Source organism: Chitinophaga pinensis (assembly GCF_007896845.1).
GTDB lineage: Bacteria > Bacteroidota > Bacteroidia > Chitinophagales > Chitinophagaceae > Chitinophaga > Chitinophaga pinensis_C.
In genome coordinates this window covers 36,877-62,111 of the sequence record NZ_VOHS01000013.1, presented here as the reverse complement: position 1 = coordinate 62,111, position 25,235 = coordinate 36,877, and the positions used below count along the sequence as shown (strand labels likewise).

The following is a 25,235-nucleotide window of genomic DNA, read 5'->3' as shown; positions in this document are numbered from 1 at the left end:
TCGTAATAACTGTGCCATCCGGATAAAAAACGTAAACTGCGGAAAAACTTACACGATATCCGTTTGTTTTAAGAGGGTATCGCATTATCTTACAGGGATTAACTTCGTTCAGCTTATGCATTTTCGCCAATTATTACTAGCATGCGGACTATTCGCCGGCGCAGCAGCACCGGTGCATGCACAGGCGCCATTTGACGCCTCCAGGATTAAAGTTTCATGGGAAGTCGTGGAAAACAATCATCAGGGGAAAGCGCAGTTCTTATCTGCATTTACGTTGGTCAACAACAGTAAAGTTCCCTTCCCTGCGCAGGGCTGGCAATTGTATTTCAACTTCGTGCGGTCTGTTAAACCCGGTCCTGTTGCAGGAGGGGTGAGTGCCGCGCATGTGAATGGTGATTTGTACAAACTGACACCTGTTGCCGCCGCAAAAGGGATTGCTCCCGGCGATTCCCTGCGTATTGAAATGGTAGCAGATGCATGGGCCGTGAACTTTACGGACGCGCCGGATGGATTGTATCTCGTGTGGGATAAAGAACCTGCTAAAGGATATCGTATGAATCCTCTGGAAGTACGTCCTTCTACACAACCTAAACAATATCTCCGTTTCCCGGGCGATAAAACAGCCCTGACCACTGCTGCAGATGTATTTGAGCAGAATAAGAATATCAAAGATATACCAGTTGCACAACTGCCGGCGGTATTCCCCACTCCGCAGGAAGTGATACCCGGTTCAGGTACTTACACCTTGCAACCCGGGCTGCATATCAGTGCAGCGCCTGCTTTTGCAAAAGAAGCGGCGTATCTGGCAGGTGAACTGAATACACTTTTCGGCACAACACCAGCCATCGGAGAAGGAAATGGTATTGCCCTGCAACAGGATGCCAGCCTCGCAAAAGAAGCATACACGCTGACGATTACTACCGATGGTATTGTTATCAAAGCCGCCGATGCAGCAGGTGCTTTTTATGGTATTCAGACTTTGAAAAGCATCCTTCCTGCCAACTCATGGGCGGTTAAACAAAAGTCGATAACAATAGCTGCTATGCAGGTAAAAGATGCACCGCGTTATGGTTACCGTGCCTTTATGCTCGATGTGTCGCGCAACTTCCACAGCAAACAGGATGTACTGCGTCTGCTGGAAGTAATGTCTCTCTACAAACTGAATGTATTCCACTTCCATCTGACAGACGATGAAGGCTGGAGAATCGAAATACCTTCTTTGCCTGAATTAACACAGGTGGGTGGCCGTCGCGGACATGGTGTAGATGAAAAAGAATCACTGATGCCCTCTTATGGTTCCGGACCTGATGTAAATGATGCTGCAGGTAGCGGCTTCTTTACCAAACAGGACTTTCTGGAAATTCTCAGATACGCGACCGATCGTCACATCACTGTGATCCCCGAGATAGAAACACCCGGTCACGCACGAGCTGCTGTGAAAGCAATGGAAGCGCGTTATGCAAAATTTCAGGCGCAGGGCAAAACAGCAGAAGCCACACAATATCTGCTGTCTGATCTGCAGGATAAATCAGAATATCATTCTGTGCAGAACTGGAATGATAACGTGATCAACGTGGCATTACCATCTGTATATACCTTTCTGGATAAAGTAGTAGAAGAACTGCAGGCATATTACAAAGAAGCAGGTGCTCCGCTGGAATATGTACACATGGGCGGTGATGAAGTACCTGCCGGTGTATGGCAGAAATCACCTGTTGTACAGGAACTCATGCAGAAAGATAAATCCATTAAAAATACAGATGACCTGTGGTATTATTACTACGGAAAAGTGTACGATCTGTTGAAAGCCCGCGGACTGAAGCAATACGGATGGGAAGAAATGGGTATGCGCAAAACTGCTGTTGATGGCAAACCACACAATATTCCTAATCCACAATTCAGCAACAATGAATTCATGGTCGATGTATGGAATAATGTGATGGGTGGTGGCGCAGAAGATCTGGCCTACAGACTGGCAAATGCCAACTATAAAGTGGTATTATCCGGAGTGAGCAACATGTATTTTGACATGGCTTATATGAAGAGTTTTGAAGAACCGGGTTTCTACTGGGGTGGATTTGTAGATATCGACAAACCGTTCTACTTCATACCGGAAGACTATTACAAAAACGCTAAAGTAGATGCATTGGGCAATCGCCTGAATCCGGCTACATTCCTTGGAAAAGATAAACTGACTGCATACGGTGCAGATAATATCGTTGGTGTACAGGGCCTGCTGTGGAGTGAAACAGTGAAGAATTCCGACAGAATGGAATACATGATCCTGCCGAAATTATTCGGTCTGGCTGAACGAGCATGGGCGAAAAATCCTGAGTGGGCAACGGAGAAAGACAGTGCACGCAGTGAAGAACTGTATGGTAAAGCATGGGACACTTTCGTGAATGTAGTGGGCAAAAAAGAACTGGTAAGACTGGATCATTATAACGGTGGATATAACTATCGTATACCAACACCGGGCCTGAAACTGACCAATGGTAGTGTTGCTGCGAATATCCAGCTGCCCGGTTTTACCATCCGTTATACTACTGACGGTAAAGAGCCTAACGGCAAGAGTAAGGTATATACCGGACCAGTTGCCGATAAAGGTACCCTGAAGTTCAAAGCATTTGATACCCGTGGCAGAAGCAGCAGAACAGCTTCGACGGTAAATCCGTTGAGGGCACAGACACTGTCTACTGATGGGGTCAGGAAATAAATATGCAGCTCTTTAATAAAAAACGGGGCGCTTCAGCGATGAAGTGCCCCGTTTTTTATTAATCCGGCTTTAATGTCGCTTAAAAAACACTTAAATCCTTTACGTAATTGTCGGCTACTTATAGTAAATTTGCATAATAAATGGGCACGCTCCCGCCTGAACCTACTACAACACCACAATATTGCCACTTTAAAATCAGAAGTATATGTCAAAGATCATGATAGCTGTTGATCTTAGCAGCTATTCTGCAGGCGTTGTAGCTGCAGGTATAGAATTGGCCAGAAGTACAAAAGCTCCGGTAGTATTATTGACCATCCTTGATAAAGCAGGAGAAGTAGTGCCGCTCATTGAAGCCGCAGGCGCAAGTTCAGATGAGCTGAACACACACCTGAAACAGGTTGTATCCAGCCTGGAAGTATACAAAGACACTTATCCCGACGTAGACATCTCTGTCAGTGCCGTATTGGGCGCTCCAAATGAAGACATTCTGGAACAGGTTACAGAACAGGGAATCAGCACACTGGTAATGGGTACACACGGTCGTACAGGGCTTGATCACCTGCTGATTGGCAGTACAGCCGAGTTTGTAATCAGACACGCACAGGTACCCGTATTGGTCGTTCCATACAAGCGTTCAAAGCATTAAAATCTCATTAAAGTAGCCGTCCTGCCGGTTTCGCCTTTCAACTTACCCGTAGTTTTGTTGTTAATGTTTCTGTAGATAACATTTTTGCAATTAACTATAACCTGTAATGTATGGCGTTGAAAGATAGATTGAAATTAGGACCACTATTGAGAAAACTGCATTGGAAAGAATTACTCGCAGTATTGTTTATACTGCTGGCGATTTACTTCTTCCGGCAGCAAAGGCATGAATTATATTCGCTTGGACCTGCTATAGAACGGGCTGACCGTCTCTGGGTGATTATAGGCGTCCTGCTGACAGGAGGCTATATACTGCTGCAGGCATTGATGTACAGATATAGCTTCCAGTCAGTCGGCAGTCAGCTTGACCTGAACCGTGGAACAGAATTGTTCCTGAAAAGAAACCTGTTGAGCATATTCCTGCCTGCCGGTGGTGTGAGCTCTCTGGCTTATATGCCGCAGAGCCTCCGGCGTAGTCATATCAACAAGCAGCAGGTGCATCAGGCTTCCGGTATCTACGGTTTTACCGGTATCTTCTCTGTTTTTCTGGTGGGTATTCCTGTCGTTGGATATGCCATCCTGCACGATGAATCTATGGCAGAAGCAGTCGGCGGACTGATCGCCATCTGTGCTGTGCTGGGCGGTGTAGTGTGGATTGTACGTTCTATACAACAACGGGGAGCCGCTTATAATCTGCTGGCAAAATATCTGCCCAATGCCGTACGTCATGTAGATGAGATTTTCGCATTTAACCTTCATCGTACTTCATTTGTCAATACAATTCTGGTATCAGCCGGTATTGAGATCGTAGGGATCGCACACCTGTATATCAGTATGAAGGCAACAGGTGCAACGCCCTCTTTGGAAGCTGCCTGTGTGGGATATATTGTGGCCACTATCTTCCTGATCGTCTCTCCGTTTTTACGTGGTCTGGGAGCGATAGAATTGTCGCTTGCCTATCTGTTGACCAATTATGGCTTCTCTTCGCTGCAAGCGCTGGAAATAACCTTATTATACCGTCTTTTTGAATTCTGGCTGCCGTTAATGGCAGGCGTAGTCGCTTTTATCCTGAAAGGAAGGCATTTATTGCTGCGTTTATTGCCGCCGGTGCTGATCTTTCTGCTGGGGATGGTAAATATCTTCTCTGTACTGACCCCGCCTTTGCGTGGCCGTCTGAGATTACTGCGTGCTTATATTCCTGTTGAAAGTATTCATGCGTCCAACCTGCTGGTGGTGTTCCTCGGACTGATATTGCTGGTAACAGCCACCTTCCTGTTCAGAGGCCTGCGTAGCGCGTGGATTGTGGCGTTATCTGTATCGCTGTTGTCAGTGGTGGGACATCTCAGTAAAGCGCTGGACTATGAAGAAGCATCACTGGCTTTGGGTACTGTAATTACATTGATCATTACATCCAGTCAGTATCGCGTAAAAAGTAACCGGCAGCTGGTCAATATCGGCGTCATTACGGCTGTCTCCACTTTATTGGTCGTCTTATTTTTCGGGACCCTCGGGTTCTATTTTCTGAATGCCCGTCATTTTGGAATGGAGTTCACGTGGTTACGCTCCCTGAGAGCGTCTTTCCATGGTTTCTTGTTGCTGGAAGACGATGGACTGAAACCAATGACCCGTTTCGGGAGAGAGTTCCTGAGTGCAATAAGGGTATTGGGAGTAGGCGCCTGGGCTTTCCTCTTTTATACGATCATTCGTCCTTATCTGCCGGTAGGCAAACATAGTAACGCGGCGCTGGAGAAGGCGCATTACTATCTGAGTCAGTATGGTAGTTCTGCGATGGATCACTTCAAGGTGGGAGATGACAAATTGTTATATGTGTCTGAAGAATATCAGGGTTTCATCGCTTATCGGATTGCCAGCAGTTTTGCCATCGTGCTGGAAGAACCGGTATGTGCAGAAGAGGTGAAGTTGCCGCTCTTACAGGAATTTGAGAAGCAGTGCCGTACAATGGGGCTGAAACCGGCTTTTTATCGCGTGGATGAACAAAGTATGTACTACTTCGAACACCTGCGTAAAAAGCGCCTTTTAATTGGTCAGGAGGGGATTGTAGACGTAACCGCATTCACATTGAGCGGTAAGGATAAAAAGTCCCTGCGCAACGGTTTAAACAGTCTGGCTGCAAAAGGCTATGTTACGAAGATACATTCCGCACCATTGCCTCCGGCATTGGTACAGGAATTGAAGGAGATATCAGATGAATGGCTGGTGCAGTACGATGTGAAGGAGATGACTTTTTCTCAGGGATTGTTTGATATGGATGAGATCCGTGAGCAGGATGTGATCACGGTAACGGATGCAGATGGAAGGATTGCGGCGTTTCTGAACATCATACCTGATTATGCGCCCGGAGAGTGTACGTATGATCTTATACGCAAACGTACCGAAGCCCCGGGCGGTTGTATGGATGCGCTGATTATAGCATTGATACAGGATGCAAAGGAGAAGGGTTTACAATATCTGAATCTCGGACTGGTGCCAATGTCTGGTATACAACAGCCACAGAATACCGCCGAACAGGTAGTGAAATTTGCTTATGAAAAAATAAAGGCTTTCCGCCATTACCATGGATTACGTGAGTTTAAAGAGAAATATGCCACAGAGTGGTCCAATAAATATCTGGTATACGAACATGATTTTGATCTGATTCAGTTACCGGGTGCATTGAGTAAGGTGATGAGAGCATAAATCAATCATACAATGAGTGGAAGAAAATATCTGCTGTTGCTGCTGGCGATGTTTGTCAGCGCAACAGCATTGAAAGCACAGCAGAGAGATCTGAGTAAGCTGCCGGTAACAGTGAAGGTACCGGCAGCAGGAGCGGCCGGACATCCGGTGGTTTTTTATATTACTGGTGATGGAGGGATGAAGAAGTTTTCTGTGGATATGGTGAATACGCTGGCGGCGAAGGGATATCCCGTTATCGGACTGAATGCGCTGAAGTATTTCTGGAGTAAGAAAACGCCGGCACAGGCGGCAGGAGATGTAGCTGCGTTGATGCAGTATTACAGTACACAGTGGAACAATCACTCGTTTGTCCTTATTGGTTACTCAATGGGAGCAGATGTACTGCCTTTTATTTATAATAGTCTGCCGGCTACATTACAGTCGCAGGTACAGCATCTGGTATTTATGTCTCCTTCTTCCAGCACGGACATGGTGGTACATTTATCAGACATGCTGGGTAAGACCAGTACGCCGGGCAGTATGAATGTGCCGGCGGCGATGAATACAATTTCCGGCAAGCCTTTGTTACTGATCTTTGGTCAGGATGAAAAGGACTTTGACAGTAAATCACTGACGGTTAACAACTACAAACAGCTGGTATTACCCGGGGGGCATCATTACAATGATGATGCGGCAGGGGTGGTACAACAGATCCTTTCACACTTGCTTCAACGTTAAACTACCTTCTTCGCTTAACAACACGTTAACGCCTGTCCCTTTTATTGCTAAAACGTTCTACCATACTGTAATTCTAATTCTTTCATACACACGGGCTTATGCGTATGTGGCGGGATAATTTTATTCCGTTAACATCTTATTAACTAATTTTTGCGACCTGAATTGTAGTATTACAACGTAGTGATGCAGCAGAGAAATTAAGGATATACCACTATTTGTCAGCCATGGAAATAGCCCTCAGGTCTCTACCTGAGAGTTTTTCACATACGGATGAAGGTTACAGCTATTTTGGATAAATATATTATACCGAAAGACATTGCCCCGGTTGTGGAACTGTGCGGTCGGAAACCGTGGTGGACAAGACTTTTAATGGTTGGTTTTTGATGAATACTCCCCAGGTTTCAACCGGGGGAGTTTATTCTTGCTGTAGAAATAACAGCAGCAAAAACCAGATGGCCTGCAACAAAATAGCAGTAGTTTTTTTTAGCTTGCAGGATGGCTATCCTTTGTGGGAGATGAGTTATGATCACATACCCTCAAAATATATATTGTATATGAAAATTGCACTTATGACTGCCATGAAAGGCAGGCCCTGTTTGTCTGATCCAGGTCGAACGATGCCGAATAAATATGCCTTTAAGAGTATTACGTTAACATCTTAGGATCCGGTAATTGATACAAAAAGACACATACACTATGGCTACTCACAACATTAGCCCGGAGAAAGCCGACGCGGTGAATAAGGATCAACGAACTACTTGTTATTATTATTTCTTTTCATTGTAAACCCCACTATGCCAGCATGCCTAAACGTTATTTTGAAAGACTGCAGACCATTGATTATCTGATAAGGATCAAAGGCACCGGAAAACCCGCTCATCTAGCAAAAAGACTGCGTATTTCCGAGAGAACGCTATTTGAATTTCTTAAAATGATGAAGGAGCTCGGTGCTCCGATAGCTTATGATCGCTACAAGGAAAGTTATTATTATTCGGAAAAAGGAGGCTTTAATATCCGGTTTGTCAAAAACCTGACACTTGCCATGGTGGCAATCCATGGAATGTTTATGGATATTTCCTTCCTGCTGCCGTAGATCATTTTCCACCTGCGCTAAATTTTATTTTGCAGGGGATTTCCCTTGCCTGGACGGAATTGCTGCGGAGTCTGATACTCCGCAGTTAACTCCGTATTAACTATTGCATTAACAATGGATTAACTCCCGCTGTAAGAATCCTCTTTATCTTTCCTGCCTGTATCTAAAAAGATTTTTTTCATACTACTTTTCTCATAAGACGGTTTAGATTTCATAAGCTTCTGTACGCAGGTTTCTATTCAGTTACCTGCTGGTTTTAAAACTGTATTCTATTAAAAACACTTAATCCCTGTAATAGCAAATGAAGAAGCACCAGTCCGCATTCCATATTTATTCCAAAGGTCAGCGTATTCGTATCCCGGTTCGTGAATTGCAGTTCGTAGAAGTCCGCGCAGATGGTTGTGTACTCCACCTCACACATTCACATATTATTTCCGAAGAAACACCAGAACGAATCTGGTCCTGCCTGCCAGAGGATTCTTTTGTGGCAGTAAGGAGAAAATTTATGATCAATCTTCACTATATCTCCGGTATCTGTGATCAGTATATTCACATGAACACAGGATTGATTCCACAACGAGATAGACAAACGGGCAGAATCAGTGCGCATTGGCTGCAACCGGGCTGCGTCGCCTGAAGTATAAAAATGCGGTAGTGATGCTATGGGAAATATGATGTAATGAATTGATTTCAAGTTGTTTACGTGGCTTGTTCGGCCGATATGAACCTAGCTGATTAATCACCAGACTATTATGTTTTTGTGCTTCGTATTATAACGAAGGTATAACGTTATTACGCCGTATGTGCTATGTTCAGCAACGAAGCATATACAAGGTAATAAGGGCATTAATAGCTCACAATGGGAATAGCTGTTGAAGACGTGTTTACAAATTCTTCCCTGCAATGTATTCGCCTGAATCATGAATGATCCCGGCGGAATATTCATTACTGACGATACTATGTATACACCGAAAATACCTTACGTTGCTATAGGAAAAAATGAGAAAAATAAAGGCCCTTACCAACTCATGGGTAAGGGCCCTGAACATTCACATGTCAACCGTTGCGGATTTCAGAATGGCAAGAATAATCTATACCGCAACAAAATAAAATCTTTTGATAATCAGCACTAAATGGGGCTATTGATCTCAAAACTAGATATTATAATCCGAATCCATGGTTAACCGATTGTTAAGGTCGGGTTCAGTATCTGTTCAGATTTTAACAGACTTACATATTATTTCAGTCTGTTACATTATTCCTGCTCAGTTTCTCAGGATTTACCTGTAAATTGGTAGTATAATATTTCCGCGTTACACCTATGTCAAGCTCTGCCTGTACAGAATATCCTGCCTTCATTTTTGGATATTTCTAATATTGTATAATTTGTTTATTAGTATTTATTGAAAAATCATATACTTATCCGATTGACTACTGGCTGTATTTGTATCAAATTTGTTTCGGTATGTGAAACCATCAGATCTAGCCATTTTTTCCATTTTTGGCCATACTATCAGAAGAGTTACCAGGACTTACAGTTACCGGAGAAGGTTTCGCAACATATTCAAACCCAAAAAATACATTATGAAAAATGTGAGGCCTAATAACGTTGGGCAGACTGATGAAGAGGATGCTTTAGAGATAAACGGGCAAGGCGAAGCCAACCAACTAATTCAGCAGCTGGCAAAAGACATCAGCAACATCATATTCATGGATATGGATATGCCAGGATTGACACCAACCGAAGCAGCCAGCATATTGAAAGCAGCCTACCCGGAAATGAATATCGTTTTATATACTGTACACGGGAAAGAATTCTCTGTAGCCAACGTCCATCCACGTCAGTCTCCTTCTGAACCTCCGGCTTCCCTGACCAATGTATTTTCTCAGGTATATGAAGCTGCCATGCAAACCAACCTGCTCGCCGTGCAAAAGGTACTCGCATTTTTTAACCGTAAAAATGCCGGTAATCAGGATCACCGTTATGGATTGTCCCCACGTGAACTGGAAGTACTCGATTGTCTTGTAAATGGAGATACCTATAAAAAAATCGCCGAGCATTGCCATATCAGCGTAGGCACCGTACGCTCCCATATCATGAATATTTATCGCAAGCTGGATGTAAATTCCCGTTCCGGCGCTATCGTAAAAGCTATGCAGGAGCGGCTTGTTGGCAGTTGAGGCCGTTTTTTTCTCTCTCTTAACTTTTATTTCCCCATTTTGTTATATAACTGGAACATGCTATTTTACATCAGACCTATCGTCTGATTGAGCTGCTTTATCACCACTTTTCATTTTAGTTGCTGTATTAACCCGCAGTACCCCAGCATGCTGTACAGCGGTCCCTTGTCCGTTTACCCATACCATCTTTGTCGTATTAAAACAACAAACTAAACTCTTGAACAGTCAGCATTGAATTAATCACACCCAAGCAAAAATCATCGTTATGAGAATTAATGGTACAAAAACAGCAGGCGTATTGCTGTTGCTGTTCCTGTCAGCGGTATTGACCGCCTCAGCACAGCAATCGGCTGCAACAGGGGGAAACACTGTCCCCGGCAACATGCCAGAACAGGAAGGTCCTGTGAGAGGAACTGTGAAAGACAAAAACGGAGTAGGCCTGATTGGCGTGACAGTACGTGTAAAAGGGACCTCGGCCGGCACAACTTCCGGCGCAGATGGCACATTTACGATCAACCTTCCGCAGGGAAAAGATACCCTCGTATTTTCCTATCTCGGCTATATCAGTCAGGAAGTTAAGGCTGGTGCTGCCCCACTAAACATCATACTTCAAACCTCCGAAAGTCAGCTGGAACAGGTCGTCGTAGTTGGTTACGGTACGCAACGAAAGAGAGATCTGACCGGCTCCATCGCTTCTGTAAAAGGGGAAGATCTGCTCACACAACCCGTACAGACACCCACACAGGCTGCTCAGGGCCGTATCGCAGGGGTACAGGTGATCTCATCTGGTCAACCCAACTCCCAGCCACAGATCAGGGTACGTGGTACCGGCTCCGTACTGGCAGGGGCCAACCCCCTCTATGTAGTGGATGGAGTGCTGACGGATGATATCCGCAACATCGCTACTGCTGACATCCTCACCATGGACGTACTCAAAGACGCCTCCGCCGCTATCTATGGGGTACGTGCTGCAAATGGTGTCATTATCATCACCACCCGCAAGGGAAAGGCAGGTACGCCACAGGTAAGATATGACGCCAATGTCGGCTTCAGGGAAGCGGCCAGCCTCGTAGAAATGGCCAGCCGTGACCAGTACATCTCTTATCTGACCGATGCTGCTCCGGGTAAAGACCCCGTCAATAACCCCTATGTATACAACGGTACCACCAACTGGTATAATGAAGTGCTCCGGAAAGCTTTTCAGATGAACCATAATATCTCCGTATCTGGTGGTTCAGAAAAGGGCACCTACTATCTGAGTGCGGGTTATATTCAGGAAGATGGTATCATCCAGACCAACAATTTTAAGCGTTTTACCTTCAGGGCAAATAATGATGTCAATATCACGGATCAGCTGAAGTTCACTTCTATGATCTCTTATTCGCGTGCTATTTCCCGTGATGTAGAACTCGGTGATACCTACCGTAATATCTACAGAGCCGCGCCAGTCGTAAAGGGTTTTGAAAACGGCCGTTATGGTAATACCTCCGGATGGGCCAACGTAGGTAACCCGCTATTGGCTATCGATAAAAGGAACGATGGTCGTGGCGAAAGCCGTCTGCAGGGAAATGTAGCACTGGAATATTCCCCGGTGTCTTCCCTGAAACTGCGTTCCGGCTTTAATGCGGATCTCAAATTCGGCAATGACCGGATCTACGCTTACCGATACCTGAATGATGACGCCACCTTTCTGGTAGCCGGTGGTAACCAACAAAATCAAAATAGCCGTCTCACCCGCGAAGAATACCGCTCACAAGGCTGGATATGGGATAATACCATCACATTCGATAAAACATTTGATAAACACTCCCTGACATTACTGGCTGGTTCGGTTACAGAAGGATTCTATAGTACTTCCCTGAAAGGGGTACGTATCAATGTACCGGAATCAGAAGATCTTTGGTATCTGGATCTGGGAGATCCCAATGTCCAATCCACTATTGCCAACGTTGGCGATAAATACGCCCGTCAGTCGTTTGTAGGTCGCGTGAATTATGGATACGACGGCCGCTATCTGTTGAGTGCATCCATTCGCGCGGACGGTAGTTCCAAATTCAGCGACCGCTGGGGTTACTTCCCCACAGTAGGTCTGGGCTGGGTATTATCAGAAGAAAGTTTCCTAAAAGACAAAGGTGTCTTTGATTTCCTGAAACTGCGTGGTAGCTGGGGTAAACTTGGTAATGACAACATTCCTACCAACGCCTATATTGCTGTGACCAGCGTAGATGCTCCTTACGTCTTTGACGGCAATGTCAGTCTCGGTGGCGCACTGAAAGAAGTGAAAGATCCTTTCCTGAAATGGGAAGCTACTACCCAATACGATATCGGTTTTGAATTTGCCCTGCTGAAAAACAGACTGACGGGAGAAATCGACTATTATAGCAAAAAGACAACAGATGCATTGGTAGTCGTGAATACACCCGCCATTCTCGGTGATCAGGATAATTCATATATCACGAATGCGGCCTCTTTCAAAAATCAGGGCTGGGAAATTTCCCTGAACTGGAAAGATGATATCACCGATGACCTGAGTTATAATATTGGTGGTAATATCACTTTTAATAAAAATGAACTGACCGGACTTAACGGCGGACAAGCATTACAGGGTGGTAACGTTGGTCAGCAGAGTTTTGTGACCCGTACCGACAACGGACATCCTGTAGGTAGTTTTTATGTAAGAGATGCGATCGGCATCTTCCAGAATCAGGCAGAAATTGACAATTATAAAGGCCCTTCCGGCAATGCCATTCAACCCGGTGCTGCTCCCGGTGATCTTAAGTACCGTGATGTAGATGGTGATGGAGATATTGATGATAATGACAAGATCTATGCAGGTTCTTTCCAGCCTAAATGTTTCTTCGGCTTTAATCTGGGTCTGAATTACAAGGGACTTGACCTTAGCGCCAATTTCTACGGTAATGCCGGCAATAAGATCTACAATGGTAAGAAGGCATTCCGTTTTGATCCTGCGGATAATATAGAAGCTGATTACGCAAGTAAACGCTGGACAAGTACCAATGGTTCTACAACGGATCCACGTCTGATTACAGCGGGAACGCCTGCCTCTACTTATTTCGTGGAATCAGGTACTTATGTGCGTCTTAATAACCTGATGCTCGGATATACCTTCTCTTCCAAAACGATGAAGCTGATCGGCATCAACAGCTTCCGTATTTACGCTACTTCGCAGAACCTGTTTACGCTGAAGAAATTCAGTGGATTCAGTCCTGAATTACCCGGTGGTACGATTGATGACGCCAATGCGACCAACAACAAGAGCGGCATACTGGATGCCGGTATAGAACTGAATGCATATCCAACTACCCGCACATTTGCACTGGGTGTCAATGTCTCATTTTAAAACGGAACAGCCATGAATCTTATACTCAATTATAAAAAAATATGGTGCTGCCTGATCGTACTGATGTTTACAGGTATCACTTCCTGCGATAATTATCTGGATGTAAAACCGCAGGGGCAGATAGATCAGGAGGCTTCGGCACTGGACCCTGCTACTGCACTGAAACTGGTAATCGGTGTTTATAACACCATGTGGGAAGGCAATATGCACGGTTTCTCTTATGTAGGGATGACGAATATTGCTTCTGATGATGCTGATAAAGGCAGTAATAGCGGCGATGATATGCCCAACTCCGGAGCACTGGATAACCTGACAATGGACGGGTCAGTAAATACTCTGAACAGCATCTGGAGTACCTTCTATCTGGGCGTAGCCCGTGCTAATCAGGCTTTGTCTTCACTGGAAGGTAGTACTCTGGATGAAACACTGAAAAATCAGTTAATGGGAGAAGTACGTTTCCTGCGTGCTTATTTCTACTTTGATCTGGTGCGTTTCTTTGGTGGTGTACCTAAGATTGACAGGGTGATCACGCCACAGGAGTCAAATAGTGCTACCTTTCAGACAAAGGCCAGCGCAGATGAGATCTATGCTTTCATTATCAGTGATCTGGAATTTGCCCTGACGAATGTAGCTGCCAAAGGACAGGCGAATGCAGCCGTAGGCAGAGCCACGAAGGGAGCGGCTGCAGGGATGCTGGCCAAAGTGATGTTATATCGTCAGAACTGGCAAAGGGCTTTTAGTCTGAGTGATTCTATCGTTACGCAGAAACTGGGTACTTATGGTTTGCTGGACAACTACTTTGAAATCTGGAGGGAAACCGGTGCTAACAGTATAGAATCCATTTTCGAAGTACAGACAGGTGAGAATGCAGCGTGTGAGGCGGCGATCGCCAACTATGCAGAATGTCAGGCGCCCCGTGCTGGTGGTAAGTTTGGATGGGCCGATCTGGGTTGGGGCTTTGGTACGCCTTCTCAGAGTTTGCTGGATGAATATGAAGACGGAGACCGGAGAGAAGCAGCAACGATTATCACCATTCAGCCAAATGGCACCTTCCTGTGGGATGGTTTCCGGATTCCGGGCAGGGATAGTGTGGAAAACGCCCGTTATAATTACAAATCTTATCACAGCCAGACTGCTGAAACGAATTGTGGTAACAGAGGCAGACTTCCTAAAAATCTGCGTATACTCCGTTATGGTGAAATATTGTTGATCCATGCAGAAGCTGCACTGGCATTAAACAATGGCGCAGCGGCAGCTACAGATATTTCGGCTTTACATCCACGTGCAGGTTTAGGTCCGGTGACGACGGTGACCAGAGAATACATCTGGCATGAAAGGAGAGTGGAGCTGGCGATGGAGCATGATCGTTTCTTTGACCTGATACGTCAGGATGCGCTGGTACCGGGAAGGGCAGCAGCAGCGTTTACAGCCCATGGGAAGACCTTTAACGCACGCAATAAGGTATTTCCGATCCCACAACGTCAGATCGATCTGGGAGGAGGAAATCTGAAGCAGAATGATGGTTACAATTGATAGATATAACCGGACAATTATTCAAGAGAGCGTATCATACCGGTACGCTCTCTTTTTTATGTGGATGGCGATAGATTATTCCCAGAAGCCGGCAGGTTTGATTTGCTGTGCACCCAGTTGTTTCAGCAACTTACGCGTCTGTACAACGAGCCGTACCTGTCCTGCTACATAAAATGTGGTATCCTGCAGCGGCAATTCGTGTTTTGTCAGCCATTCAATAACACCGCTGGTATAGTTCAGAAGCGTCGTCACCGGCATCTGCAGCAATTGTTCCGGCAAGGGTTGATGATGGCAGATCAGTGTATGGAATTGCTGGTTATTGCCTTTTCTGAGATGGAGTGAAGTAAAGTGCCCAACAGCGCTTGCATCTCCGATGCACACAAGGTGTGCTGATGATGTGGGTTGATGGAAGCCACCCCCCGGTCCGACGTATAACGTAGTATCTCCCGCTTGTAATTGTCTGGCCCAGTTACCACCGGCACCATCATGTCCGGTATCGATCAGCAAAGTAGCCTGTTGTTTTGCTTCGTCCCATGTTGCAACCGTATAGTCCCGGCAGTTAGACTTATCTACTTCAAATTTCAGGTGCTGACAACTGCGCCATTTCAATGCATCCGGCAGTTGCAAAGTAATTGCGAGCAGGTTGTTGGCAATATATTCTGTCGCAATAACGCTGGCAGTTTTTCCCATCCGGGCCATAAAGAAGGCCTGGGCTTTTTCTTTCAGGTATGACATAATGCAAAAGTAGTCGTGCGTCAGGTGGCGCTGATTATACTATTCCGGGTCAGATAGATACTTTTCCCGGACTTTTTCTCTGAAGGCGGCTGGCGTATGGCCGGTGTGTTGTTTGAAGAAACGATTGAAGTAAGACACCTCATTGAACTGCAGGTGCCAGGCGATTTCCTTGATGCTTTCTTTCGCGTGTAGCAATAGCCTTTTAGCCTCCAGTACACGTCTTTCATTGAGGTGTGCGGAGACGGTCCGGCCTGTATGCTGTCTGATCACTTCATTCAGGTGATCTACGGATACGTGCAGGGCCGCTGCATATTGTGCCGGTTTGGTCCATTCCAGAAAGTGGCGGGCCAGCAGGCTACGATAGCGTTGCAGCAGGGGAGGACCAGATTGCGTATAGGCGCTGGCATGACGATACAATAAGGTGATCAGTAGGGACAGATAATGTTGCAGCATTGCCACGTATTGTGGTGTCCGCTCTGTGTATTCCCGCTGTAATTGTGTGATGATAAGACAGGCCTGTGCAAAATCGGCATCTGAGAGCCTTACAGGGCCGGAGGGAAGTGTTGGCAGACTAACATCCTGATGTAACAGGAAATCGGCCGAAAATGCGACTATATATCCCTTTCCTGTATAATCTCTTCTGGGTTCATGTACCTGACCCGGAACGATCAGTACCATTTCACCAGCTTTTACTGTCATTGGTTCGAAATCCAGCATATCAGTTGTGGATCCTTCTGTACAGATGCCCAGCATGTAATAAGAGTGCCGGTGTATGCCCATGAGATGTGCATGTCCTTTGGCTGCATGAGCGCTCAGTTCTCCCACTACAAAGGGAATACCTCCCGGAGAGAAGTCCTCCAGCTGATAGGAAACGATAAAAGGAGCGGATGCGGGCATATTAAGACGCTTTGCTTATAGGTAGACGAAGCAGCAGCGGATAAATTGTATCCCGGAGATAATAAAAAAAATATCTCCAACCCCTTGTTTATTAATTGTATTATGAATAAATTTAGATTCCTATGCAAAAACACATAACCTATGAAATGGATTGAAGAACTCAATGTTATTTACCAAAAGCTCGGCGCTGTTGGTTTTGAAGAAGTAAAAAAAGAGATTTTAAGAGCCCAGATGAGCGGGCACGGTGGAGAAACCTACTATCTTGTTCTACAGCAGCTCATTATGATCAAAAAAGATAAAGTACAGATTTACGAACTGATCAAAGGTGAAGTAGAAAGCATCATTCACTTCAGCAAGCATATGATCCACCTGAACTAATAGTTCAGTTCCTCCTTCAGTCTGGCTGCTTTCCAATGTACCGGTGAATTTTCCGGTATTTTCAGCACCCATTCGAGGCATTGTTGTTTATCGTTTTCACGGATATAACTTAATGCCATATAGAAGGCGGCATCATAGCGATAGCTGGAGCCACTGTTGTATACTTTCTTAAGATCGGCACGGGCATCTTCAAGTTTTCCCTCGTCTACAAGGCTGACTCCCCTGTAGTAACGGGCAGTTGTATGTAAGGAGTCCCTGACTATTACCTGATTAAGCAGAACGATCGCTTTATTGAAATGACCATGATTGAAGGCTGCTGCTGCCTGATGCATCAGTAATGCGGTATCCTGTTCCGTAGACATATGATTGGCATGTACCATTTCCGTTCCTGAAAACTGACGGTAGATATCCTTATGCCATGGGCTGAGGAATAATAGTCCTGCCAGACCTGCACCTATTATAGCAGTGATGATCACGTAGATGCTCACTTTGCTGTTAGGACCTTCTTTGGTATGAAACCAGCGTTCCCGCTGATCGGCGATCATTTCTTCCAATTCTTCCCGGGTGTTATCCGCACCCTGTTTGGTATGTGGAGCTGCTAATGCAGCCTCTATGTATTTTATATGCTGTTCATCCAGGCCGGGAGCGGGCACTTCGGGATGGAATGACATTCCCTTTGTAGGCGCCTTCTGCATGAGATCCTGTTTCCATTTCAGTTGACAGGCGTACATGAAAAAAGGCTCAAAACGATTTGTAAGGGTTAATTTATGAAGATGAGCATAATCGTAAAGGGCGATTAGTACATCTTCGAATACATTGGCTGCTTCTTTGATGTTGCCACCCCAACCTGTTACCATATGTTTTACCTTACGGGCAAAACGCTTATAGATCGCGTCAACAATTGCAGGGGAGCTGTCTAGCAAACCGTCGATGTATTCATCGTCGTTATTTATTATCCGGCTGGAAACCATAATTTGCTATGTCTGCTACTGATATTAAAAGTATTAAATCACTGGTCAATAGACAAAAATATTAATACAATGCCTGTGCCGAAATCCGCACTGGGACACACGAAGAGCGGAATTTATATCTGACTTTTTGTTGCATTGTCAAAAAATAAATGTATAAGCCATTTTCAAACATATAGAAGTAGCGGATTGAGGAATTGACTCTGTTCTCAGGTAAGTTATTCACATCCCTGATTCAAGTACTGCTAAAAATGACCATGCCTGTCCCCGGATTTTCCAGAATCAGGAACAGGCATGTATAAAATGGAAAAATAATCAGCATTCAGGGTGTAAACTGAACACCAGTTTACGCAGGATCTGTTTCAGTGCATCAGCATCCTGCTGACCGACAATCCCGGTATATTCCTGTTGTATCTCCTGAAAGCTTTCCGCCGCACAGATGATCAGTTGTTTGCCTGCATCTGTCAGAGATATTACAGCTGCACGGGCATCAGTGACGTGTTTGCTGGTGTGAATAAAGCCACCTGCTTCCAGGTTTTTAACCACTTTACTCATGGCCTGTTTGGTAATACGGGCCTTTCTCGCCAGTTCGTTATTGATGATCCCCTGCGGATCTATATTCACTATCAGCACAAGGTCACCCAGTTTGAAATGGCTATAACCTTTCTGCTGTAGCTTTTGCATAATTCTACAATCCATATCCTTTTTCAACAGACCTAACATTCTGATAAGACTCTGTTGACGTTGCGCCAGATGCTGCTCTAACTGCTCATCCAGTGAACTGTTCATATGATTGTTTTTTGGAGCTACTTAATAAATTGATCAGCCTTCTTTTATCCAGCTGCTTACTTTTTCGTTTCTTATCCCAACCTTATAAAGCTGCCAGTAGGCTGCAGGTGTGGACTTTCATTTCCCCGAAATCGAACGCGCGATACCCAGTTCTAAGCCCCGGAGTTCCGCCAGTCCGCGTAAGCGGCCAATGGCACTATAGCCGGGATTTGTTTTTTTGTGAAGATCATCCAGCATCTGGTGACCATGATCCGGGCGCATCGGAATAGTGGTATTTCTTTTATGCATCACATTCAGAATCGACCTCACTACTGCATACATATCAACATCGCCTTCCAGATGATTGGCTTCATGGAAGTTGCCAATACTGTCGCGTTGTGTACTTCTCAGGTGTATAAAGTGAATATGCTCACCCAGCCGCTCTACCATACCCGGAAGGTCATTATCAGCGCGTACGCCATAAGAACCCGTACAGAAACAAAGTCCGTTAGAGGCATAAGGTGCTGCTGCCAGCAGTTCTCTTGCATCCTGCTCCGTACTTACAATCCTTGGCAGTCCCAGAATAGGGAATGGAGGATCGTCAGGATGGATCGCCAGTTTAATACCTACTTCCTCTGCTACAGGTGCGATCTGCTGCAGGAAATAGAAAAGATGCAGTTTCAGTTGTGTGGCATCAATGCCTTTATACTTATCAAGGGCTGCCTGAAAAAGCTCCAGTGAAAAGCTTTCTTCAGAACCTGGCAACCCGGCAATAATATTCCTTTGCAGCAATGCTTTCTCTGCATCGGTCATACTGTCAAAACGCTCTTTCGCCATGGATATATCCGCAGGGTCATAATCGTTCTCTGCACCCGGGCGTTGTAACATAAACAGATCAAAAGCAAGGAATGCCGCTTTTTCAAAACGCAGTGCTTTGGATCCGTCTTCAACTGTATATGCGAGGTCTGTCCTTGTCCAGTCCAGTACAGGCATAAAGTTGTATGTCACTATGTAGATACCGCATTGCGCGAGGTTGCGCAGGGATTGCTGATAATGTTGTATATATTCTTTGAACCTTCCACTCTGGGTTTTGATGTCTTCGTGAACGGGTACACTTTCTACCACTGACCAGCTAAGGCCTGCGGCTTCGATCATCTCCTTTCGCTTTTGTATCTCCTCGACTGTCCAGATCTCTCCGTTCGGAACATGGTGTAAGGCCGTTACAATACCGGTCGCTCCAGCTTGTTTGATATCAGCCAGGCTAACCGGATCATTCGGTCCGAACCAACGCCATGTCTGTTCCATTCTTAGCATACGCATATAAAGGTTTAAGCCCAAAAATAGGACTTCCGGAAATTAATTAATGATTTAGTAATAAATGATTTCTCTCATGCTACAAGGTCAGTATTCTGCTGTTGATCCTTTTTCAAGCTAAAATAAGCGTGTATTCCAATGGTTTATAAGCGTGCTGTCCTTGTAGAATTTTTGCAAACCTAAGAAAATCTAATGGGAACAACCAACGCTTCAGGAAATGATTGCCAGCATAATGTCCATTACATTCGTTTGCGTAGGACCTGTTTTAATCAGTCCTCCTGCTTTTTCAAAGAAATGCCACGCATCATTCTGCTTCAGATAAGCGGCTGCATCCAGTCCTTTTTCTATCGCCTGCTGCATCATATCTTTATCCGAAAAAGCACCGGCTGCATCTGTCGGACCATCAGTGCCATCGGTACCTGCACTGAGTACAAGAATGTCCGGAATATCTTTTATCAAAATGCCCGCAGCCAGCGCCAGTTGCTGATTCCGGCCACCCAGACCATCTCCCTTCACCGTTACGGTACTCTCGCCTCCCATAAGTATACAAGCAGGTTTTTTACCCTCCCGGCTGCGTGCTTCATTAACCAGTTTCTCTGCCAGTTTTTCTGCCTCCCCGGTAACCGTGGAACTTAATATCCGGGTATCATACCCAAGGGACTCCGCATGCTGCTTTGCAGCTTCCAGCGCAATGTGATTACTACCAATTAAAAAGTTATGCACATGCGCCAGATCCGGATGTCCGGGTTTAGGTGTCTCAGGCAATTTTCCGGCACATCCCTGTTGTAAATGTGCATAAATAGCGGGGGGTAATTGCGATGTGAGCGCGTATTTATCAAGGATCGCCATAGCATCTCCAAACGTGGAAGGATCAGCTACGGTCGGACCAGAACCTATAACAGAAAGATCATCGCCTACTACATCACTTAATATCAGACTGCACCAGGCTTTGGTATTGGCGGGTAGGGGAAGTTGTCCGCCTTTTACAGCTGACAGATGCTTCCGCACAATATTCATTTCATAAATATCTGCACCGCTTTTCAGTAACAGGGAAAATACCTGTTGTACCTGTGCCAGATCTGCTCCCGCAGGATAATCTGCAAGCAGGGCAGAAGCGCCACCGGAAAGCAACAACAGCACAATATCATCAGGCCGGGTGTTACGTAATAAAGCAAGCATTGCTGTAGTCGCCTGTACGCCATTTTCATCAGGTACAGGATGTGCGGCTTCTTTTAACTGAATATGCTTTAACGGTAATGCGTGTTCGTATTTTGTGATCACCAGCCCTTTTATCTGCACGCCGCTCAGTACCTGCTCAATAGCCTGTGCCATGGAGGCGGACGCTTTTCCCGCACCCAATACCCATACTGTACTGTCAGGTGTGATCGTAAACGACTGATCACAGACAGTCAGTACACCATCCCTGTAGTGTACGTGCCGGTGCATAAGATGTGCCGGTTGTACTGCCGCTACTGCTGCCCGGAATATCGCTATGGCGTCTTCTCTCCGCATCATCTCTCAAGATAAAAAAATAAGGATGCCAATCAGCATCCTTACTCCATTCATTTATAAAAGACCCTTCTTAGCGGGCATTACGTTTTTGTTGTTTTTTGTCCATTCTGGCTTCCATATGTTCCTTCTTCTTCAGTTCCCAGTCATTCCACTTTTTATACTGATCGGCCGAGAGTACTGATTTGAAACGCTGATTCCGTTCTTCATTCAACGCTTTCATCTGCTGCATCTTATCTTTTTTGGACAGCGTCGTATTGCGTTTGAGCGCTTCCATGCGTTGTGTAATATCGGTATTGATGGTGTGAATGTCTTTGTCCTGTTGTTTGGACAGGTTCAGCCGCCGGTCAAGTTTATCACTCATTTTATCCGCACGCTGCTCCGGTGTAAAGCGTACCTTCTTCACGGTGGAAGTATCCCTGTTTTGTGCCATGCTGCTGCCGCTTATTGCAAGTAAGAAGCATAATAACAGCCCACTGATGCGGATCATATAACTTTTCATAAAAAACGGGTTATTCTCTTGGTTAAATATAGGTAATTAACGCAATATTACTACCAGTCATCAAAAATCTGTTGAAATATGCAGAAGCCACATCAATCATTTGTTACTTTTAGGTCGCAGCAGGTATTGCCCTCCCGGTAAGACCTTTCTGATTGTCAGGATACTATGAACCCAAAATCTAAATTGACAAACACAAGCCAATGAGTAATTTTTTTTCGCCGCGTAAGCGGTTGTCCCACCTGTGTCTGTTGCTGAGCGGTCTGCTGGCCGGTTCGTATGCTTCAGCGCAGGAAACTTTTCCTGTGAACGGTATCGCCGATCCCAGAGAAGGGTGTTATGCTTTTGTAAAAGCGACGATTGTAAAAAGCGCCGGTAATGTATTGAACAACGCCAGCCTCGTAATCCGTAATGGCCGCATCGTCAGCGTTGGCAATGGCCCTGTACCCAAAGATGCGGTAGTGATCGATTGCGGTGGTAAATATATCTATCCTTCTTTCGTAGATGCTTACAGTGATTATGGTACACAGCCGGCAAAGAAAGCCGGTGGTGGTTATAGAGGGGAGCCTCAGTTCCTTTCTGCTACCAAAGGTGCTTATGGCTGGAATCAGGCGGTTAAAAGTGAGATAAATGCAGCTACTTTATTCCAGATAGACGGTACTGCCGCAGAGTCATTGAGAAACATAGGTTTTGGTACAGTATTAACTCATCAGCAGGATGGCATCGCCCGTGGTACCGGTGTGCTGGTAACGCTGGCGGATGACCGTGAAAATAAAGTCCTGATCAAAGAAAAAGCCAGTGCGCAATTCTCCTTCGATAAAGGTAGTTCCTCACAGAATTATCCCAGCTCCTTAATGGGTAGTATTGCACTGCTGCGTCAGACATTCCTTGACGCGCAATGGTATCAGTCTCACCCCGCTAAAGAAGGTACAAACCTGACCCTGCAGGCGTGGAATGACAGCCGCACCCTGCCGCAGATCTTTGATGTACAGGATAAATGGGATGCCTTACGTGCAGATAAAATAGGCGACGAATTTGGTGTACAATATATCATCAAAGCCAGTGGTAATGAATACCAGCGTATGCCGGAAATGGTAGCTACCAAAGCCTCCTTCATTCTGCCGCTGAATTTCCCGCAGCCGATCGATGTGGAAGATCCGAATGATGCCCGCTTCGTGGCACTCAGCGATATGAAACACTGGGAACTGGCTCCTACTGAAGCCGCTGCTTTTGAAAAAGCCAATATCCCATTCTGTATTACGGCTGCCGGACTGAAAGACCTGAAGCAATTTCTGGGCGCTGTGCGAAAATCAATTGAGTATGGTCTCAGTGAACAAAAAGCTCTGGATGCACTTACCCTCTCTGCAGCACGCATCATTAAAGCAGATGATCTCGTAGGTTCTTTGGAGCCGGGTAAACTGGCTAATTTTCTGGTGACTTCCGGTGCGATCTTTAATGAAAATACGGTACTGTTCCAGAACTGGGTACAGGGTAAAAAATACATCATCAAAGATGAAGGCTGGAAAGATGTGCGGGGTACTTATACACTGACCCTGACACCCGGCAATACAAAATATACCCTCCTGCTGAAAGGTACTGCTGCTACGCCAACCCTGTCCCTTTTACAACAGGATACACTGGCAGGTTCCATCACCATCAATGATAAGCTGATCAAAATCGCTTTCCCGATAAAGAAAGGTGGTGCACAACTGCGTCTCAGCGGTGTAGCTGGTACAAACGAATGGAGTGGTACCGGTCTGGATACCGCCGGTAAATGGGTGAAATGGAACGCTACATTCAGCGCCGCGTATACCAAACAGGATACCGCAAAACCTAAAACTGCTCCGCAGCTGGGTAACATGTACTATCCTTTCAACGGATATGGCTGGGAAGCCCTGCCTAAACAACAGGATATCCTGATCAAAAATGCCACTGTCTGGACCAGTGAAAAAGAAGGTAAACTTGAAAACACAGACGTCCTGGTACGCAATGGTAAGATCGCACAGATCGGTAAGAACCTGCCTGCCGGCAATGCACGCGTTATAGACGGTACAGGCAAACACCTGACAGCCGGTATCATCGACGAGCACTCTCACATCGCTATTTCCAAAGGCGTCAATGAAGGGACGCAGTCCGTTACTTCAGAAGTGCGTATCGCGGATGTGGTGAACCCTGATGATGTGAATATCTACAGACAACTGAGTGGTGGCGTGACAGCTTCACATCTGTTACATGGTTCTGCCAATACGATCGGCGGACAAAGCCAGCTCATAAAATTGCGTTGGGGTGCGGATGCAGAAGAACTCAAATTCGCAGGATCAGATCCGTTTATCAAATTCGCATTGGGCGAAAACGTAAAACAATCCAACTGGGGTGAACGCCAGCGCGAACGTTTCCCGCAAACACGTATGGGGGTTGAACAGGTATTGACAGATGCATTCACACGTGCGCGTGATTACGAAAAAGAAGGCGCAGGCAAACGTCGCGACCTCGAGCTGGATGCATTGGTAGAGATCCTGAACAGCAAACGTTTCATTACCTGTCACTCCTATGTACAGAGCGAGATCAACATGCTGCTGCATGTGGCAGATACTTTCCATTTCAGAATAAACACCTTTACGCATATTCTGGAAGGATATAAGGTGGCGGATAAGATGAAACAACACGGTGCCGGCGCGGGTACTTTCGCTGACTGGTGGGCTTACAAAATGGAAGTACAGGACGCGATCCCTTACAATGCCACTATCATGCAACGTGTAGGTGTAAATGTCGCCATCAACTCCGATGATGCTGAAATGGCACGCAGACTGAATCAGGAAGCTGCCAAGAGCATCAAATATGGCGATATGACGGAAGAGGAAGCCCTGAAACTGGTGACCATCAACCCGGCCAGACTGTTGCACGTAGCAGAGCGTACCGGTAGTATCAAAACCGGTAAGGATGCCGATCTGGTACTATGGAACGACAATCCTCTGAGCATTTATGCAAAAGCTGAAAAGACCCTCGTAGATGGTATCGTATACTTCGACCGCGAGAAAGACCTCGAATTGCGTCAGCGTATCAGCGCAGAACGTAATCGTCTGGTGCTGAAAATGCTGGGTGAAAAGAAAAAAGGTACGCCTACCCAGAAAGCAGCTGCTACCAGAGAGGAAATGTATCACTGTGAAGATCTGCAGGCTGGTCACCAGCAACGTCTGACAGATGGAAATAACGAATTGTAACCA

Annotated in this window: 18 protein-coding genes; 11 read left to right on the top strand and 7 right to left on the bottom strand. The window is 45.7% G+C overall.

From position 1 onward, the window contains the following. The first annotated feature begins 115 nt into the window (after nt 1–115). The 9 genes from FEF09_RS14890 (at nt 116) to FEF09_RS14850 (ending at nt 14,943) form a co-directional block, all read left to right on the top strand. On the top strand, nt 116–2,716 hold the full coding sequence (locus tag FEF09_RS14890) for a family 20 glycosylhydrolase (protein ID WP_146305855.1): 2,601 nt from the start codon (nt 116–118) through the stop codon (nt 2,714–2,716). Between the two features lie 205 nt (nt 2,717–2,921). Next, nucleotides 2,922–3,362 carry a universal stress protein gene (locus FEF09_RS14885; RefSeq protein ID WP_146305854.1) on the top strand — a complete coding sequence of 147 codons (441 nt, stop codon included), beginning with the start codon at nt 2,922–2,924 and terminating at the stop codon, nt 3,360–3,362. A gap of 110 nt (nt 3,363–3,472) precedes the next feature. Next, on the top strand, nt 3,473–6,058 hold the full coding sequence (locus FEF09_RS14880; protein WP_146305853.1) for a phosphatidylglycerol lysyltransferase domain-containing protein: 2,586 nt from the start codon (nt 3,473–3,475) through the stop codon (nt 6,056–6,058). Nucleotides 6,059–6,070: 12 nt separating this feature from the next. Further along, complete coding sequence (locus FEF09_RS14875) at nt 6,071–6,775, top strand: alpha/beta fold hydrolase (protein WP_146305852.1); 705 nt, start codon at nt 6,071–6,073, stop codon at nt 6,773–6,775. Nucleotides 6,776–7,577: 802 nt separating this feature from the next. After that, nucleotides 7,578–7,868 carry a hypothetical protein gene (locus tag FEF09_RS14870; protein ID WP_146305851.1) on the top strand — a complete coding sequence of 97 codons (291 nt, stop codon included), beginning with the start codon at nt 7,578–7,580 and terminating at the stop codon, nt 7,866–7,868. 301 nt (nt 7,869–8,169) lie between these two features. After that, entirely contained in the window at nt 8,170–8,505 is a 336-nt protein-coding gene (locus tag FEF09_RS14865; protein ID WP_146305850.1) for a LytTR family transcriptional regulator DNA-binding domain-containing protein, read from the top strand. A gap of 947 nt (nt 8,506–9,452) precedes the next feature. Beyond that, nucleotides 9,453–10,049 (top strand): response regulator transcription factor, encoded by a 597-nt coding sequence (locus FEF09_RS14860; RefSeq protein WP_146305849.1) that lies wholly within the window; start codon nt 9,453–9,455, stop codon nt 10,047–10,049. A 265-nt stretch (nt 10,050–10,314) separates the two neighbouring features. Continuing rightward, nucleotides 10,315–13,410, top strand: coding sequence for a SusC/RagA family TonB-linked outer membrane protein (locus tag FEF09_RS14855; RefSeq protein WP_146305848.1), 3,096 nt, complete (start codon nt 10,315–10,317; stop codon nt 13,408–13,410). A gap of 12 nt (nt 13,411–13,422) precedes the next feature. After that, on the top strand, nt 13,423–14,943 hold the full coding sequence (locus FEF09_RS14850) for a RagB/SusD family nutrient uptake outer membrane protein (RefSeq protein ID WP_146305847.1): 1,521 nt from the start codon (nt 13,423–13,425) through the stop codon (nt 14,941–14,943). A 75-nt stretch (nt 14,944–15,018) separates the two neighbouring features. Here FEF09_RS14850 and FEF09_RS14845 read toward each other — a convergent pair whose 3' ends face one another. Beyond that, nucleotides 15,019–15,678 (bottom strand): siderophore-interacting protein, encoded by a 660-nt coding sequence (locus tag FEF09_RS14845; protein WP_146305846.1) that lies wholly within the window; start codon nt 15,676–15,678, stop codon nt 15,019–15,021. Nucleotides 15,679–15,717: 39 nt separating this feature from the next. Then, nucleotides 15,718–16,575 (bottom strand): AraC family transcriptional regulator, encoded by an 858-nt coding sequence (locus FEF09_RS14840; protein ID WP_146305845.1) that lies wholly within the window; start codon nt 16,573–16,575, stop codon nt 15,718–15,720. A gap of 141 nt (nt 16,576–16,716) precedes the next feature. Between FEF09_RS14840 and FEF09_RS14835 the strand changes: the two genes are divergently transcribed. After that, nucleotides 16,717–16,953, top strand: a complete 237-nt coding sequence (locus FEF09_RS14835) for a hypothetical protein (protein WP_089809602.1) — start codon at nt 16,717–16,719, stop codon at nt 16,951–16,953. On the opposite strand, the gene FEF09_RS14830 is transcribed toward FEF09_RS14835, so the two are convergent. The 5 genes from FEF09_RS14830 to FEF09_RS14810 all read right to left on the bottom strand — a co-directional run bounded on the left by FEF09_RS14830 (nt 16,950) and on the right by FEF09_RS14810 (nt 22,014). Continuing rightward, nucleotides 16,950–17,876, bottom strand: a complete 927-nt coding sequence (locus tag FEF09_RS14830) for a tetratricopeptide repeat protein (protein WP_146305844.1) — start codon at nt 17,874–17,876, stop codon at nt 16,950–16,952. The genes FEF09_RS14835 and FEF09_RS14830 overlap by 4 nt on opposite strands. 360 nt (nt 17,877–18,236) lie before the next feature. Next, nucleotides 18,237–18,710, bottom strand: coding sequence for a MarR family winged helix-turn-helix transcriptional regulator (locus FEF09_RS14825; protein ID WP_146305843.1), 474 nt, complete (start codon nt 18,708–18,710; stop codon nt 18,237–18,239). A gap of 117 nt (nt 18,711–18,827) precedes the next feature. After that, a complete protein-coding gene (gene uxuA / locus FEF09_RS14820; protein ID WP_146305842.1) occupies nt 18,828–20,003 on the bottom strand; it encodes a mannonate dehydratase in 1,176 nt (391 codons plus the stop codon). Between the two features lie 210 nt (nt 20,004–20,213). After that, nucleotides 20,214–21,518 carry a glycerate kinase gene (locus FEF09_RS14815; RefSeq protein ID WP_146305841.1) on the bottom strand — a complete coding sequence of 435 codons (1,305 nt, stop codon included), beginning with the start codon at nt 21,516–21,518 and terminating at the stop codon, nt 20,214–20,216. A gap of 67 nt (nt 21,519–21,585) precedes the next feature. Next, a complete protein-coding gene (locus FEF09_RS14810) occupies nt 21,586–22,014 on the bottom strand; it encodes a hypothetical protein (RefSeq protein ID WP_146305840.1) in 429 nt (142 codons plus the stop codon). A 200-nt stretch (nt 22,015–22,214) separates the two neighbouring features. On the opposite strand from FEF09_RS14810, the gene FEF09_RS14805 reads away from it, so the two are divergent. Then, nucleotides 22,215–25,232: an amidohydrolase family protein gene (locus FEF09_RS14805; protein WP_146305839.1), complete on the top strand. Its 3,018-nt coding sequence runs from the start codon at nt 22,215–22,217 to the stop codon at nt 25,230–25,232. The last annotated feature ends 3 nt before the right edge of the window (nt 25,233–25,235 follow it).

Coding starts and splice junctions, on each gene's coding strand:
- FEF09_RS14850 (WP_146305847.1), top strand. CDS start 13,423: ATGAATCTTATACTCAATTATAAAAAAATATGGTGCTGCCTGATCGTA.
- FEF09_RS14875 (WP_146305852.1), top strand. CDS start 6,071: ATGAGTGGAAGAAAATATCTGCTGTTGCTGCTGGCGATGTTTGTCAGC.
- FEF09_RS14805 (WP_146305839.1), top strand. CDS start 22,215: ATGAGTAATTTTTTTTCGCCGCGTAAGCGGTTGTCCCACCTGTGTCTG.
- FEF09_RS14810 (WP_146305840.1), bottom strand. CDS start 22,014: ATGAAAAGTTATATGATCCGCATCAGTGGGCTGTTATTATGCTTCTTA.
- FEF09_RS14885 (WP_146305854.1), top strand. CDS start 2,922: ATGTCAAAGATCATGATAGCTGTTGATCTTAGCAGCTATTCTGCAGGC.
- FEF09_RS14870 (WP_146305851.1), top strand. CDS start 7,578: ATGCCTAAACGTTATTTTGAAAGACTGCAGACCATTGATTATCTGATA.
- uxuA (WP_146305842.1), bottom strand. CDS start 20,003: ATGCTAAGAATGGAACAGACATGGCGTTGGTTCGGACCGAATGATCCG.
- FEF09_RS14815 (WP_146305841.1), bottom strand. CDS start 21,518: ATGATGCGGAGAGAAGACGCCATAGCGATATTCCGGGCAGCAGTAGCG.
- FEF09_RS14835 (WP_089809602.1), top strand. CDS start 16,717: ATGAAATGGATTGAAGAACTCAATGTTATTTACCAAAAGCTCGGCGCT.
- FEF09_RS14860 (WP_146305849.1), top strand. CDS start 9,453: ATGAAAAATGTGAGGCCTAATAACGTTGGGCAGACTGATGAAGAGGAT.
- FEF09_RS14840 (WP_146305845.1), bottom strand. CDS start 16,575: ATGCCCGCATCCGCTCCTTTTATCGTTTCCTATCAGCTGGAGGACTTC.
- FEF09_RS14855 (WP_146305848.1), top strand. CDS start 10,315: ATGAGAATTAATGGTACAAAAACAGCAGGCGTATTGCTGTTGCTGTTC.
- FEF09_RS14880 (WP_146305853.1), top strand. CDS start 3,473: ATGGCGTTGAAAGATAGATTGAAATTAGGACCACTATTGAGAAAACTG.
- FEF09_RS14845 (WP_146305846.1), bottom strand. CDS start 15,678: ATGTCATACCTGAAAGAAAAAGCCCAGGCCTTCTTTATGGCCCGGATG.
- FEF09_RS14825 (WP_146305843.1), bottom strand. CDS start 18,710: ATGAACAGTTCACTGGATGAGCAGTTAGAGCAGCATCTGGCGCAACGT.
- FEF09_RS14865 (WP_146305850.1), top strand. CDS start 8,170: ATGAAGAAGCACCAGTCCGCATTCCATATTTATTCCAAAGGTCAGCGT.
- FEF09_RS14890 (WP_146305855.1), top strand. CDS start 116: ATGCATTTTCGCCAATTATTACTAGCATGCGGACTATTCGCCGGCGCA.